This is a genomic window from Vulcaniibacterium gelatinicum (genome assembly GCF_008033445.1).
Lineage (GTDB): Bacteria > Pseudomonadota > Gammaproteobacteria > Xanthomonadales > Xanthomonadaceae > Vulcaniibacterium_B > Vulcaniibacterium_B gelatinicum.
Map to the genome: position 1 here is coordinate 84,771 of NZ_VNKO01000010.1, position 13,197 is coordinate 97,967.

The following is a 13,197-nucleotide window of genomic DNA, read 5'->3' on the forward strand; positions in this document are numbered from 1 at the left end:
GCCGCCGGGGTCCTTGCAGTCCGTTACACCACTCTCCTTCCACGACATCCAAAGGTAAGCGTCATGTTGCAGGAACTTCTCACCGCTGCTGCTGCGACCGGAGGCAGCGCCGATGCCCTGAAGCAGATGGGCGTCGATCACCTCGCCCAGGAAATGCTGGGCAACCCCGGCGAATACATCGTCCAGCTGACCGTCGCCGCGACCCTGATCATCATGTCGGCGATGTCCTGGTACTGGATCGTCATCAACTTCATCAAAAACGTGCGCCTGCGCTCGAGCGCCGACCGCGTGATCAACACCTTCTGGGAAACCCCGAACGCGCAGGACGCGATCCGCTTCATGGAGGAGCAGCCCAAGTCCGAGCCGTTCTCCAAGATCGCGCTCGATGCCGCCCAGGCCGCCGCCCACCACCAGCGCCACGAGGGCTCGCGCCTGGTCGAGTCGCTGAACCGCTCCGAATTCGTGGACCGCGCCCTGCGCCAGGCCGTGACCCGTGAGAGCTCGCGCCTGGAGAACGGCTTGACCGTGCTCGCCACCGTCGGTTCGACCGCTCCCTTCGTCGGTCTGCTCGGCACCGTGTGGGGCATCTACGGCGCGCTGATCAAGATCGGCGCCACCGGCCAGGCCTCGATCGACGCCGTCGCCGGCCCGGTGGGCGAGGCGTTGATCATGACCGCGGTCGGTCTGTTCGTCGCCATCCCGGCGGTGCTTGCGTACAACTTCTTCGTGCGCCTGAACCGCGTCACCAACAACAAGTTCGACACCTTCGCGCACGACCTGCACGACTTCTTCGCCACCGGCTCGCGCGTCGGCGAAATGCCGGCCAAGCGCTAAGCCGCCCGAACCGCACCACGGAGTTCCGCCATGGCCTTCAGTACTGGCACCGAGAGCGGCGGCCCGATGGCCGAAATCAACGTCACGCCCCTGGTGGACGTGATGCTGGTGCTGCTCATCATCTTCATGATCACGGCGCCCTTGATGTCGCACAAGGTCAAGGTGGAACTGCCGCAGGCCAATCTCGACCAGCTCGACCTGGACAAGAAGATCACGGTGCCGCCGATCACGATTGCGGTCACCGAGGACGGCAAGCTGTTCTGGAATGACCAGCCGATCACCCGCGAGGTGCTCGAGAGCCGGCTCTCGACCGAGGCGCAGAAGACCCCGCAGCCGCAGGTCAACGTCCGCGGCGACCGCACCACGAAGTACCGGGTCGTGCAGGACGTGGTGAAGATCGCCCAGCAGCAGGGCATGCGCAAGGTCGGCTTCGTGGCCGAGAAAGAACGCGGCAACTGACCGGAGCACACGAGCATGGCATTCGCTTCCAAGTCCAGCGCGGGCCCGATGGCCGACATCAACGTCACGCCCCTGGTGGACGTGATGCTGGTGCTGCTGATCATCTTCATGGTGACCGCGCCGACCCTGTCGTACCCGATCGAGATCGACCTGCCGCAGAAGTCGCTCAACCCGCCGCCGCAGACCAAGGAGCCGCCGGAGCCGATCCGGCTGCGCATCGACGCCTCGGGCCAGGTGTACTGGAACGAGGCCGCGCAGCCGATCGCCGCGCTGCGCGGGCTGATGGAGGCGGAGGTGCAGCGCGACCCGACCAACCAGCCCACGCTCGAGATCGACACCGACCCGAACGCCGACTACGGGGTGCTGGCCAAGGTGCTGGCCTCGGCCAAGAACGCGGGCATGGTCAAGATCGGCTTCGTCCAGGAATAACCGAGCCGCAACGCACACCGCTTACCGATTTGTGGACGCCGCCCGCCCGGGCGGCGTTTTTTTGTGCTTCACCCGCGGCCGGGAGATGGTCCTGGCCCCGCAGCGTGCGATTCAGGCAGGCGCGGCCTCCACGATCCGGCGGTAGGCCGCCACCGTGGCGGCGAGGCCGGCGTACAGGGCCTCGCCGATCAGGGCGTGGCCGATCGAGACCTCGAGCACGCCCGGCACGGCATGCAGGAACGGGCCGAGGTTGGCCTGGTTGAGGTCGTGGCCGGCATTGACGCCCAGGCCCACGGCCTGCGCCCGGCGCGCGGTCTCCGCGCAGCGCGCCAGCTCCGCCGCCGGGGTGCCGGCGGCGAAGGCCTCGGCATAGGGGCCGGTGTAGATCTCGATCCGGTCGGCGCCGAGCGCGGCCGCGCGCTCCAGCTGTGGCGCGCCGGCATCCACGAACAGGCTGACCCGGCAGCCGAGCGCCTTGAGCGCGGCGATGTGCTCGCGCAACGGGCCGAGCTCGCCGCTGAAGTCGAAGCCGTGGTCGGAGGTGAGCTGGGCGTCGCTGTCGGGCACCAGGGTGGCCTGCGCCGGCCGCGCCTGCGCGCACAGGGCGAGGAAGCCCGGGTAGCCCGGCCGCGGCGGCGCGAACGGGTTGCCCTCGAGGTTGAACTCGACCCCGGCCTGCCGGGTCAGCGCGGCCAGGGCGAGGACGTCGTCGGCGCGGATGTGGCGCGCGTCCGGGCGCGGGTGCACGGTCAGGCCGTGCGCGCCGGCGGCCAGGCAGGTGCGCGCCGCGCGCAGCACGTCGGGCTCGCGGCCGCCGCGCGAGTTGCGCAGCACCGCGACCTTGTTGAGGTTGACGCTGAGCGCGGTCATGCGCCGATTGTAGGGCGCGTGCCGCGCCGGCGTTCAGCCCTGCGGTGGTCCTTCCGGAGGCGTCTGCGCTGCGGCGAGCTTGCGCGCCTCGGCCTGCTCGCGCAGGCGGCGCAGCTCGGCCGGGTCGATCATCGCGGTGGCGTCGCGGCTGCGCGCGCTCATCCGCGCCGAGTACCAGCCCAGCGCCCACAGCACGAACAGCACCAGCGCCGCGAGCAGGCACACGGCCATCAGGGCGACCGAGGCGGTCTTGAGTGCGACGGCGAGCGCGCCGATCCCCAGCAACAGCAGCAGCCAATGCATCGTGCCTCTCCCGCAAGAAGGCGGTTTCGGGCGCGAGTGTACGCCGAAAGCCGGCCCGCGCAGCAGCCGGGCGCGCCCTGCGCGCGCGGCCGCGACGCGCGGTCACAGCACCGGCGAGACCAGCCGCGCCAGCGCCTCCGGCAGGCGCACCGTCCACAGCGGCCGGGGCCGGTCCTCGCGCACGCGCGGGGCGTGGCGGAACTCGCCCTCGATCAGGCGCGCCAGCGCGCCGGCCACGCCGTGGTCGTGGAACAGCACCGAGACCTCGAAGTTGAGGCGGAAGCTGCGGTGGTCGAAGTTGGCGCTGCCGACGATCGCCAGGTCGTCGTCGCACAGCAGCGCCTTGGTGTGCAGCAGGCGCGGCCCGTACTCGTACACCTTCACCCCCGCGGCCAGCAGGTCGTCGAAATACGAGCGCGCGGCGTAGGTGACCAGCAGGCTGTCGCAGCGCCGCGGCACCAGCAGGCGCACGTCCAGGCCACCCAGCGCGGCCGAGGTCAGGGCCATCATCGCCGCTTCGCCGGGCACGAAATAGGGCGTGACCAGCCACACCCGCCGGCGTGCGGCGTGGATCGCGCCGACGTGCAGGCGGTGGATCGGCTCCCAGGGCGAGTCCGGCCCCGACACCAGCACCTGCGCCGCGACCGGGCCCGGCCGCGGCGGCGGGTGCGGCAGCAGCAGCGGCGGCCGGCCGGTGGCGTAGGCCCAGTCCTCGACGAACACCAGCTGCAGCGCATGCACCACATCGCCGGTCAGGCGCAGGTGCAGGTCGCGGTAGGCGTCGGGCCGCAGCCGCTCGTCCTCCTCGTCGGTGATGTTGATGCCGCCGGTGAACGCGACTTCGCCGTCGATCACCACGATCTTGCGGTGGGTGCGCAGGTTCAGCCACGGCCGGCGCCAGAACCGGCGCAGCTTCATCGGATGGAACCAGGCCACCTCGCCGCCCGCCTCGAGCAGCGGCCGCAGGAAGCGCGCGGGCGTCTGTCCGGAGCCGACCGCATCCAGCAGCAGCCGCACCTGCACCCCGGCACGGGCGCGCTCGATCAGCGCGTCGCGCAGCGCGGTGCCGGTGCGGTCGGGCTGGAAGATGTAGTACTCCAGGTGCACGTGGGCGCGCGCCTGCGCGACCGCGGCGAGCAGGGCCTCGTACTTGGCCGCGCCGTCCACCAGCAGGCGCACCCCGGTCGCGGTGGTTGGCGGCAGCCCGGTGGTGGCCTGGGCCAGGCGCGCCAGCTCGATCGCCTCCGGGCTTGGCGCCAGATTCTCCGGCGGCGGCGGCAGGCCGGCGCGTGCGCGGGTGCGGCGCAGGCGCTGGCGGCGGATCCGCTGCGGGCCGAGGAAGTAGTAGATGACGAAGCCGACATAGGGCAGGGCGGCCAGGCTCAGCAGCCAGCTCAGCGTCGCCACCGGCTCGCGCTTCTGCAGCACGATCCAGCCGCCGAGCCAGACCAGGTACAGCAGCCAGCCCAGCAGCAGGAACAGGCGCAGCTGCGGATGCGCCAGCAGCGTGTCCCACAGGGCGTGCAGCGGATCGAGCATGTGCGGGATGCGGTCGCGGCGGATGAGACCACGCGAGCGTACCCTAAGCGGCGTGGACGATCCCCGTACTCCGCAGGCGCCGATCAAGGGCCGGGGCGCCGCCGGCAATGTCCGCGGCCGCTACGAGAAGACCGTGCGCACGGGCGTGGACGACGGCTGGGGTTCGGCCTGGGACGCCGCGCCCGTGCCCGGCGAGGCCGCGCCGCCGTCGCACCCGGACACGCAGGTGACCGAGGAACGCGCGCGCTCGATCCTCAGCCGCAACGACTCGCCCGACGTCGGTTTCTCGCAGTCGGTCAACCCCTACCGCGGCTGCGAGCACGGCTGCGCGTACTGCTTCGCCCGGCCCTCGCACGCCTATCTCGACCTCTCGCCCGGGCTCGACTTCGAGACCCGGCTCTACGCCAAGGCCAACGCTGCCGAGCGCCTGCGCGCCGAACTCGCCCGGCCCGGGCACGTGCCCACGCCGATCGCGCTCGGCATCAACACCGACGCCTACCAGCCGATCGAGCGCCGCTACCGCATCACCCGCGCGCTGCTCGAGGTGCTGGCCGAATGCCGGCATCCGGTCGGCATCGTCACCAAGGGCGGGTTGATCGAGCGCGACCTCGACCTGCTCGCGGCGATGGCGCGCGAGGCGCTGGTGCACGTGTACTTCTCGGTGACCACGCTCGACAACCGCCTGGCCGCGCGCATGGAACCGCGCGCGACCGCGCCGCACGGGCGGCTGCGGGCGATGCGCGCGCTGGCCGAGGCCGGGGTGCCGGTCGGGGTGCTGGTGGCGCCGGTGATCCCGATGCTCAACGACCGCGAGCTCGAGGCGATCCTGGAGGCCGCGCGCGAACACGGCGCGCGCGCGGCCGGCTACGTGCTGCTGCGCCTGCCGCACGAGCTGAAGACGCTGTGGCGCGACTGGCTGCGCCTGCACTACCCCGAGCGCGCCGCGCACGTGATGAGCCTGATCCGGCAGATGCGCGGCGGCCAGGACTACGACAGCGTGTTCGGCACGCGCATGCGCGGGCAGGGGCCGTTCGCCGACCTGCTCGAGCAGCGCTTCCGCAAGGCCCGCGCGCGCCTGGGCTACGGCGCGCTGCCGCCGCTGGACGGGACCCGGTTCGTGCCGCCGCGCCCGCCCTCGCCGCAGGGCGAGCTGTTCTGAGCCCGCAGGTCAGCCCGGCCACGCCGGCCACAGCGGACCGCCGAGCCACAGCCACTGCGCCATCCACGCGCTGGTGAGCGCGATCAGCACCGTGAGCGGCAGGCCGATGCGCAGGAAGTCGGCGAAACGGTACTGGCCCGGGCCCAGGATCAGCAGGTTGCCGTGGTGGCCGATCGGGGTCAGGAACGCCACCACCGCGCCGAGCGCGGTCACCACCACGAACGGCGTCACCGGCTGGCCCAGCGACTGCGCCAGCGCCAGCGCGATCGGCCCGAGCAGCACCGTGGTCGCCGCGTCCGACATCACCTGGGTGAGCAGCGCGGCCACGCCGAACAGCACCAGCAGCACCGCCAGCACCGGCCAGTCGGCGACCACGTGCAGCAGGCCGTTCGACAGCAGGTCGGCGGTGCCGGTGCGTTCCATCGCGATGCCGAGCGGGATCACGCCCGCGATCATCACGAAGATGCGCACGTCGATGCTGCGGTAGGCCTGCTCCACGTCCACGCAGCGGGTGACCACCATCGCCACCGCGCCGAGCAGGAATGCCAGCGGCGCCGGCAGCCATTCGCCGGCTGCGACCAGGACGGTGAGCGCGAGGATGGTCAGCGCCAGCGGCGCGCGCGCGCGGCGCTTGGCCTCGCCGGCGAACGGCACCAGCATCAGGAAGCCGTGGTGCGCGGCCAGCTCGGCAAAGCGCGAGGGCCGGCCCCACAGCACCAGCAGGTCGCCCTCGCGCAGGCGCGCGTCGGCCAGGCGCGGCGGCAGGCTGCCGTCGCGCCGCCACAGCCCGGCGATCACGGTGTGGAACACGCGCGCGAAGTTCAGCTCGCGCAGGCTGCGGCCGATGAACTCCGAGCCGGGCGCGACCACCGCCTGCACCAGCGCCTCCTCGCCCTCGCCGCTGATGCGGTCGGCGAAGCGCGCGATCGCGTTGAGGTCCAGGCCGGGGTCGTCGTGCAGCGACATCAGCTCGTCGGCCGCGGCCTCGACCAGCAGCACGTCGCCGGTCAGCAGCGGGCTGGCGTCGGTGAGGTCCTCGCGCGCGCGGCCGTCGCGCAGCCAGCCGTGCACGCGCAGGCGGCCGGCATAGGCCTTCTGCAGTTCGGCCAGCGGCCGCGTCGCCCAGCGCGAGCCTTCCACCACCAGCAGCTCGGTGCGGTAGCGGTCCAGGCGCAGGTAGCCGTCCTCGCCGTGGAAGCCGCTGCGCCGCGGCAGCAACCAGCGCGCGAGCAGCATGTACCCGGTGCCGACCACGACCAGGGCCAGCCCGATCGGGGTGATCGAGAAGATGTCCAGGCCGCCGGCGCCGTAGCTGCGCTCGATCATGTCGTCGGCGAGCAGGAACGCCGGGGCGCTGACCAGGGTCAGGGTGGTGCCGAGCGAGGCCGCCAGCGACATCGGCATCAGCAGGCGCGAGGCCGGCAGCTTCCGCTCGCGCGCATGGCGCAGCAGGATCGGCAGCATCATCGCCGTGACCATCACGTGATGGGTGAATGCGGCCATGGCCGCGACCGCCGGCATCAGCACCGCGATCGCGCGCCATTCACTGTGCCCCGCGGCGCGCCCCACCCACTGGCCGAGGCGCTCGGTGACCCCGGTGGCGGCCAGGCCGCCGGAGAGCACGAACACCGCCGCGACGATGATCGCCGGCTCGCTGGCGAAGCCGGACAGCGCCTGCTGCGGCGTGAGCACGCCGGTGAGCACCAGCGCCAGCAGGATCAGCATGGCCGTGACGTCCACCCGCAGGCGTTCGCTGATGAACAGGTACAGGCCACCGGCCAGGATCGCCAGGAACAGCAGTTGCGCGCTGTGCATCGGTCCATTCTCCGGCGGGCCGGGCGGCCGCCGTCCACGGCGCCTACACAATACCGTCACGTACACTCGCCAAGCCTTCAGCATCACCCGGACCGCCGTGCTCGTGCTCTCGCCCCAGCCTGATGCCGCCGACGACGTGCGCCTGCGCCAGGACCTGGAGCGGCGGCTGGCGGAGTGCGAGGCCGCGCTGGCCGAACTCAACCGCCAGCTCGAACTGTTCGCCTTCGGCGTCTCGCACGACCTGCGCGCGCCGTTGCGCGCGATCGACGGTTTCGCCCGGGTGCTGGAGCAGCGCCAGGCCGAACGGCTGGATGCGGAGGGGCGCGAGCAGCTGGCGCGGATCCGCGCCGCGGGCGCGCGCATGGCGCAGCTGATCGACGGCCTGCTCGAGTTCTCGCGCGCGCAGCGCGCCGAACTGCGGCCGGCGCCGGTGGACTTCAGCCTGCTGGCCGAATGGGCGGGCGCGGAACTGCAGGACGCCGAGCCGGCGCGCGCCGGCAACATCCGGGTGATGCCCGGGTTGCGCGTCGAGGGCGACGAGCGCCTGCTGAAGGTGCTGCTCGAGCGCCTGCTCGGCAATGCGTGGAAGTTCTCGCGCGGGAGTGAGGCGGTGGAGATCGAGGTCGGTGGCATGCGCGACGGCGCGCGCTGGCAGTTGTGGGTGCGCGACCGTGGTGTTGGCTACGATCCAACCTACGCCGAGCGCCTGTTCCTGCCGTTCCAGCGGCTGCACACGCCCGAGCAGGGGGGCGGGGCGGGGCTGGGGCTGGCGATCGCGCGCTGCATCGTGGAGCGCCATGGGGGCCGGATCCGGGCGCGCCTGCGCGAGGGCGGCGGGACGGAGATCGCGTTCGATCTGCCTGCGGCGGAGGCCGAGGCCGATGTCCCGGGCTGAGATCCTGCTGGTCGAGGACAACCCCGACGACATCGAGCTGACCCGGCTCGCGTTCGCGGAGGCGAACATCGATCACCAGCTGGCGGTGGTGCGCGACGGGGCCGAGGCGCTGGACTGGCTGTTCGCGCGCGGGGCGCATGCGGGGCGCGATCCGGCGCAGTTGCCGGCGCTGGTGCTGCTGGATCTGCATCTGCCCAAGCTCGGGGGGCTGGAGGTGGTGCAGGCGTTGCGCGCCGATCCGCGCACGCGCACGTTGCCGGTGGTGGCGCTGACCACCAGCGCGGAACCGAGCGATCTCGCCGCCGGGTATGCGCACGGGATCAACAGCTACATCCAGAAGCCGGTGGATTTCGCCCAGTTCACGGCGGCGGTGCGGCAGCTCGGGCTGTACTGGCTGGTGCTCAATCGCAGTTGTGCGTGAGCTCAGCAAGCGGACGGGATGGTCGTCCCGCGCACCGAACCCTCGCGTGGCATTCGGGCGCTTGCGGGGAAGGCAACGGCGTATGGCGCGCACGTAGCTTTGACACCCAGTCCCCCGAGGTGTCGGAGCGATGAAACGCACACCGAGCGCACCGGCGCCCCCGCCAGAAGCGACAAAGACACGCACGCTCAGCGGCGCGTCACTTCGGGAACAGCACTTCCGCGCGCTGGAACAGCACCCAGCTGGTGGCGATGTACTTGTCGCCGCCCTGCGGACGGTTGCCGCGGTGGGTGTGGGTGAAGGCGGTCGGGGCGATCAGCAGCGAACCGGTGCGCGGCACGATCTTGCGCCGCTGGTGCGCGAACTCGGTCTCGCCCTCGGTGAACTCGTCGTTGAGGTAGATCGTCCACAGCAGGTGCCGGTACAGCGTCTCCGCGCTGGCGTCCTTCGGATACAGCTCGCAGTGCCAGTACGGATAGCCGCCCTCGCCGGCGCGGTAACGCTGCAGGTTGATCCGCCCCGGACGGAACACCGTCATCGCCAGCTGCCCGAGCTCGCCGTCGTCCATCGTGGCGAAATCGTCGAGCGTGATCCGCTTCGGCTTCTCCGCCCCCCGCTGCAGCATCAACGGCGCGATCAGCGCGAACGGATAGCGCCGCAGGTAGCGCAGCAGCCCGCCGAACACCACCTGGTTCAGCCGCGTCTCCACGTCCTGCCACTCCGGCCGGCCGGTGATGCTGATGTCGCGGCTGTTCTTCAGCTCCGGGAACAAGCCGCCGCCGACCAGCCCTGGCTGGGCCTGGCCGCTGGCCTCGAACCGCTGCACGATCGCCGCGCAGGTGTCGGCATCCAGCGCCGCCGGATAGACCTCGATGAAATCGCCGTCGGCGCCGGGGATCATGCTCAGGCCACCTGCGGCTGCGGCTGCGCCGCGTCGTGCTCGAGGTGGTAGCGCACCGCGGCCTCCACCTCGCGCCGGGACCCCAGGAACACCGGCACCCGCTGGTGCAGCTGCGTCGGTGGCACCTCGAGCAGCCGCTGCCGGCCGGTGCTGGCCGCGCCGCCGGCCTGCTCGACCAGCAGCGCCATCGGGTTGGCCTCGTACATCAGTCGCAGCCGCCCGCCCTTGGCTGCGCACTTGGCGTCGAGCGGATAGCTGAAGATGCCGCCGCGGGTCAGGATCCGGTGCACGTCGGCCACCATCGAGGCCACCCAGCGCATGTTGAAGTCCTTGCCGCGCGGTCCCTCCGCCCCGGCCAGCAGGTCGGCGACGTAGCGCTGCATCGGCGGCTCCCAGAAACGCTGGTTGGACATGTTGACCGCGAATTCCCTGGTCTCCTCCGGAATGCGGATGTCGCGCCGGGTGAGCATGAAGCTGCCGACCTCGCGGTCGAGCGTGAAGGCGTGCGTGCCGTGGCCGATGGTCAGCACCAGCATCGTGCTCGGCCCGTACACGCAATAGCCCGCCGCCACCTGCGCCGTGCCCGGCTGCAGGAAATGCTCGTCGCGCGGTTCGGTCACCCCGTCCGGGCAGCGCAGCACCGAGAAGATGGTGCCGACCGAGACGTTGACGTCGATGTTGGAGCTGCCGTCGAGCGGATCGAACAGCAGCAGGTAGTTGCCGCGCGGATACACGTCCGGGATCGGTTGGCTGTGGTCCATCTCCTCCGAGGCCAGCCCGGCCAGATGCCCGCCCCAGGCATTGGCCTCGAGCAGGATCTCGTTGCTGAGCACGTCGAGCTTCTTCTGTGCCTCGCCCTGCACGTTGCCGGTGCCGGCGTCGCCGAGCACCCCGCCCAGCGCGCCCTTGCCCACCGCGATCGAGATCTGCTTGCAGGCCCGCGCGACCACCTCGATCAGCAGGCGCAGGTCGGCGCTCACCTGCCCGGCGCGCTGCGCCTCGAGCAGATGGCGGGTCAGGGACACGGGGGGCGCGGCAGGGTGGGACATGGCCGATGGCGCGGGTTGGGACGAAGGCGCTATTGTCGCGCACGGGCGGGCCCGGCGGGGGGCGGGGGCGGCCGGACATCCATCCACAGGGAGCGTGGCGGCAATGCGGATTCTTCCGTTGTTTTTCGTGACCGGGGGGTTGCTTGCCTCCGGGGGCCGGCAGGCCGATCCGGCAGAACCAGCCCAGAGCGCTGCCGCCGGGAGTCCGCTCCGGGCCGAATACTCGGTTTGTCTGGACGAAGCGGCCGGGGCGACCTGGGCGATGCAGGCGTGCATCGAGGCCGAATTCATCCATCAGCAGCAGCGGCTGGACGCAGCGTACCGCGCGCTGGAGACGCGGTTGTCGGAACGAGCCCGCGCACGGCTCGCCGCCGAGCAGGACGCGTGGCGGGCAGAAAAAGAAGCCCGCTGTCGCTGGAATGCGGAGGAAGAGGGGCAGGCGCAGCGTCTTGCCGCCAACGATTGTGCGCTGGAGATGATCGCGGCCAGGGCTGCCGAGCTCGAGCGTGGACTGAAGGATCTCGTGGATCCGGTACAGGGGCAGGTGCCGTGCGAAAAGGTGGCCTATGCGGCGTTTTTTGAGCGTTTCGCCGAGGACGACGCATTGCGGCGCAGCCACACGTTGCGCCAGCGCGCATCGGGGCGTTCTCGCACCGATGGCGATGGTGATGCATTCAGGGTCGGCATCGTTGACAACCGTTGGGTCTACCTCACACCTGGCATTGAGGACCAGAGTGGTTACCAAACGCTGGACCTGCGCATCCTCCCGCCACAGGGAGACGAGTTTCAGGTGCGCTTCCAGCGCGCGAAATTTGATGCGGACGACCAGATCGTGAGCAGATCGGGGGAGATCGGAACCTATCGCTTCAGGCACGTGGAAGGATGCTGGCGATTGCTCGCCGGCGAATGACGCGCTTTGCGCCATGGTCAAGGAGGAGGCAAAGACGATGACGACAAACCGTAATCTGGGAAGTGCTGGCACGCGACGGCAAGGCAGTATTGGTTTGCTGGCCACGATCTTGCTGGCCATGGGCTGCCAAGCAGCCACCGGCGAAGATGCGGGCGGACGGCGGGAGGCTGCGCGTGCCGTTCCGGTTCCGACTTCCGTCGCGCCTGCCACGGTCGCCGAGCAGGTGATGCGCGAGCACTACGGGGCAAGGTTCGACACCCGCCATCAGTGCTGGCAGTACACCCCTGCGACGGAGGCCGATCTCGGCGGCCCCTACTGCATGAAGCTGCGCGCGGTGGAGCCGGTGCTGGTGGGCGGCAAGCGGATGCTGCATGTGCTGGCCGTCAGCGAAATGGACTGGACCGGTGAGGGTTCGGTTTCTGCCGGAAGGGCGGAGCCTGGCCTGATGGGGGCCTTTCTGCTGGACCTGAGCGCCTCTCCGTGGCGGTACGTGGCGCAATCGCCGGCGTTGCCGTTCGGCAGCTTCGGCGCGTGCGGATGCGAGCAGGCCCGGCTGGTGAAAATCGGTGAGGAGCGGCATGCCTGGACGTTCACGACGGGTGGCGTCTGGCAAGGCATCGTCGTGAGCTGGCACCACATCGTAGCGCCCCTCGATGGGAAGTTTCAGGATGTCAGCGGCATTCCGGAGATCACCGAGGAGGCGCAGGACGCGCGTTACGAATGGCAGCCGATCGCCACCCATGGACAGGCGTGGTACCCGCTGCTCGTGACAAAAAAAATGGACGGAGGCGCCACGGAGAGCAAGCGGATTCAATACGACCCCGAGAAGGCGACGTACCTCCTCCCCGCAGGCTGGTGATTCCGAACGAAGGGGCGTGTGCGCAAGGAGAGCGCCGTGACAATGCAGGCTACCCGACGACAACATTGGGAACAATCACAAGAAGCTTTGCTTCAAGCCTCTGTCGAGGTAGGTATCGATATCGGCATTCTGGTCAAGATCGCCGGTTTCGAATCGGGGTTCGATCCCGAAGCAAGGCCAGTCGCGCGGGATGGTCGCCGCAATACGGTGCGCCAGTTCGATGGCGCGATGGCGATTTCCTCGGCGCATGGGTTGGGGCAGTTCCTGGACGGAACCTGGCACGACATGCTTCGCCGCCATGGGCGGAAGCATGGAGTTCCGGGCGCATCCTCGCTCACGAGGGAGGATGCGAACTCGCCCGAGTTCCGGCAGAACCTGCGTCTGCAGGCGCTGATGCTGGCGGAGTTCACACGGGAGAATGTCGAGCGCGGCGCGCGTCTCGGAGGTTCCGATCCGGACGCCGACGCCTATGCGTTCCACAACCTCGGAGTCCGCGACGCGTCACGATTGTTGCTCGCCTTGCGCAACGCTCCGGAATCTCGCGTTGGGACCGTGCTGTCGCCGGTGGTGATCCGCAACAACCCGGCGCTGTACGGAGACGGCACCCGGACGGTCGCGGATGTCTATGGAAGGTCTGAACAACTCCCATGATCTCGGCGACAATAGCGCACCGCGATTGGGGTGACGATCGATGCAGCTGACGTTCGGTGACGCCGAGGGCATGGGCAAGCGCAAGCGTACCCGGCGGGAGATC

Annotated in this window: 15 protein-coding genes; 9 read left to right on the top strand and 6 right to left on the bottom strand. The window is 70.4% G+C overall.

Annotated elements, in window-relative coordinates:
- The first annotated feature begins 63 nt into the window (after nt 1-63).
- From FPV26_RS07710 to FPV26_RS07720, 3 genes are read left to right on the top strand one after another with little or no spacing between them, the layout of a single operon-like run.
- Nucleotides 64-834, top strand: coding sequence for a MotA/TolQ/ExbB proton channel family protein (locus tag FPV26_RS07710; RefSeq protein ID WP_147653297.1), 771 nt, complete (start codon nt 64-66; stop codon nt 832-834).
- Nucleotides 835-864: 30 nt separating this feature from the next.
- Entirely contained in the window at nt 865-1,293 is a 429-nt protein-coding gene (locus tag FPV26_RS07715; RefSeq protein ID WP_147653299.1) for an ExbD/TolR family protein, read from the top strand.
- A 15-nt stretch (nt 1,294-1,308) separates the two neighbouring features.
- Nucleotides 1,309-1,722 (top strand): ExbD/TolR family protein, encoded by a 414-nt coding sequence (locus tag FPV26_RS07720; RefSeq protein WP_147653301.1) that lies wholly within the window; start codon nt 1,309-1,311, stop codon nt 1,720-1,722.
- Nucleotides 1,723-1,833: 111 nt separating this feature from the next.
- On the opposite strand, the gene FPV26_RS07725 is transcribed toward FPV26_RS07720, so the two are convergent.
- The 3 genes from FPV26_RS07725 to cls form a co-directional block, all read right to left on the bottom strand.
- Entirely contained in the window at nt 1,834-2,592 is a 759-nt protein-coding gene (locus tag FPV26_RS07725; RefSeq protein WP_147653303.1) for a pyridoxine 5'-phosphate synthase, read from the bottom strand.
- 33 nt (nt 2,593-2,625) lie between these two features.
- A complete protein-coding gene (locus FPV26_RS07730) occupies nt 2,626-2,895 on the bottom strand; it encodes a hypothetical protein (RefSeq protein ID WP_147653304.1) in 270 nt (89 codons plus the stop codon).
- A gap of 102 nt (nt 2,896-2,997) precedes the next feature.
- Entirely contained in the window at nt 2,998-4,434 is a 1,437-nt protein-coding gene (cls, locus tag FPV26_RS07735; protein ID WP_147653305.1) for a cardiolipin synthase, read from the bottom strand.
- A gap of 52 nt (nt 4,435-4,486) precedes the next feature.
- Between cls and FPV26_RS07740 the strand changes: the two genes are divergently transcribed.
- On the top strand, nt 4,487-5,593 hold the full coding sequence (locus FPV26_RS07740) for a PA0069 family radical SAM protein (RefSeq protein WP_246109240.1): 1,107 nt from the start codon (nt 4,487-4,489) through the stop codon (nt 5,591-5,593).
- A 9-nt stretch (nt 5,594-5,602) separates the two neighbouring features.
- Here the strand turns inward: FPV26_RS07740 and FPV26_RS07745 are convergent, their stop codons facing one another.
- On the bottom strand, nt 5,603-7,408 hold the full coding sequence (locus FPV26_RS07745; protein WP_147653307.1) for an SLC13 family permease: 1,806 nt from the start codon (nt 7,406-7,408) through the stop codon (nt 5,603-5,605).
- 97 nt (nt 7,409-7,505) lie between these two features.
- Between FPV26_RS07745 and FPV26_RS07750 the strand changes: the two genes are divergently transcribed.
- Both FPV26_RS07750 and FPV26_RS07755 read left to right on the top strand, forming a co-directional pair.
- Nucleotides 7,506-8,303, top strand: a complete 798-nt coding sequence (locus FPV26_RS07750) for a sensor histidine kinase (RefSeq protein ID WP_181952589.1) — start codon at nt 7,506-7,508, stop codon at nt 8,301-8,303.
- Complete coding sequence (locus tag FPV26_RS07755) at nt 8,290-8,724, top strand: response regulator (RefSeq protein WP_147653309.1); 435 nt, start codon at nt 8,290-8,292, stop codon at nt 8,722-8,724. Before FPV26_RS07750 ends, FPV26_RS07755 begins: the two co-directional genes overlap by 14 nt.
- Nucleotides 8,725-8,923: 199 nt before the next feature.
- Here the strand turns inward: FPV26_RS07755 and FPV26_RS07760 are convergent, their stop codons facing one another.
- Complete coding sequence (locus tag FPV26_RS07760; RefSeq protein WP_147653310.1) at nt 8,924-9,625, bottom strand: 2OG-Fe(II) oxygenase; 702 nt, start codon at nt 9,623-9,625, stop codon at nt 8,924-8,926.
- Nucleotides 9,626-9,627: 2 nt separating this feature from the next.
- On the bottom strand, nt 9,628-10,674 hold the full coding sequence (locus tag FPV26_RS07765; RefSeq protein ID WP_147653311.1) for a class 1 fructose-bisphosphatase: 1,047 nt from the start codon (nt 10,672-10,674) through the stop codon (nt 9,628-9,630).
- A gap of 103 nt (nt 10,675-10,777) precedes the next feature.
- On the opposite strand from FPV26_RS07765, the gene FPV26_RS07770 reads away from it, so the two are divergent.
- Genes FPV26_RS07770 through FPV26_RS07780 form a run of 3 tightly spaced genes read left to right on the top strand, consistent with a single transcriptional unit; the run spans nt 10,778 to nt 13,094 of the window.
- Entirely contained in the window at nt 10,778-11,584 is an 807-nt protein-coding gene (locus FPV26_RS07770; protein WP_181952590.1) for a lysozyme inhibitor LprI family protein, read from the top strand.
- A 37-nt stretch (nt 11,585-11,621) separates the two neighbouring features.
- Nucleotides 11,622-12,443 carry a hypothetical protein gene (locus tag FPV26_RS07775; RefSeq protein ID WP_147653313.1) on the top strand — a complete coding sequence of 274 codons (822 nt, stop codon included), beginning with the start codon at nt 11,622-11,624 and terminating at the stop codon, nt 12,441-12,443.
- A 36-nt stretch (nt 12,444-12,479) separates the two neighbouring features.
- Entirely contained in the window at nt 12,480-13,094 is a 615-nt protein-coding gene (locus FPV26_RS07780) for a lysozyme family protein (RefSeq protein ID WP_181952591.1), read from the top strand.
- Nucleotides 13,095-13,197: the final 103 nt, after the last annotated feature.

Bases quoted from the DNA above. Each gene is read 5' to 3' on its own strand.
- FPV26_RS07710 (WP_147653297.1), top strand. From the start codon at position 64: ATGTTGCAGGAACTTCTCACCGCTGCTGCTGCGACCGGAGGCAGCGCC.
- FPV26_RS07715 (WP_147653299.1), top strand. From the start codon at position 865: ATGGCCTTCAGTACTGGCACCGAGAGCGGCGGCCCGATGGCCGAAATC.
- FPV26_RS07720 (WP_147653301.1), top strand. From the start codon at position 1,309: ATGGCATTCGCTTCCAAGTCCAGCGCGGGCCCGATGGCCGACATCAAC.
- FPV26_RS07725 (WP_147653303.1), bottom strand. From the start codon at position 2,592: ATGACCGCGCTCAGCGTCAACCTCAACAAGGTCGCGGTGCTGCGCAAC.
- FPV26_RS07730 (WP_147653304.1), bottom strand. From the start codon at position 2,895: ATGCATTGGCTGCTGCTGTTGCTGGGGATCGGCGCGCTCGCCGTCGCA.
- cls (WP_147653305.1), bottom strand. From the start codon at position 4,434: ATGCTCGATCCGCTGCACGCCCTGTGGGACACGCTGCTGGCGCATCCG.
- FPV26_RS07745 (WP_147653307.1), bottom strand. From the start codon at position 7,408: ATGCACAGCGCGCAACTGCTGTTCCTGGCGATCCTGGCCGGTGGCCTG.
- FPV26_RS07755 (WP_147653309.1), top strand. From the start codon at position 8,290: ATGTCCCGGGCTGAGATCCTGCTGGTCGAGGACAACCCCGACGACATC.
- FPV26_RS07760 (WP_147653310.1), bottom strand. From the start codon at position 9,625: ATGATCCCCGGCGCCGACGGCGATTTCATCGAGGTCTATCCGGCGGCG.
- FPV26_RS07765 (WP_147653311.1), bottom strand. From the start codon at position 10,674: ATGTCCCACCCTGCCGCGCCCCCCGTGTCCCTGACCCGCCATCTGCTC.
- FPV26_RS07770 (WP_181952590.1), top strand. From the start codon at position 10,778: ATGCGGATTCTTCCGTTGTTTTTCGTGACCGGGGGGTTGCTTGCCTCC.
- FPV26_RS07775 (WP_147653313.1), top strand. From the start codon at position 11,622: ATGACGACAAACCGTAATCTGGGAAGTGCTGGCACGCGACGGCAAGGC.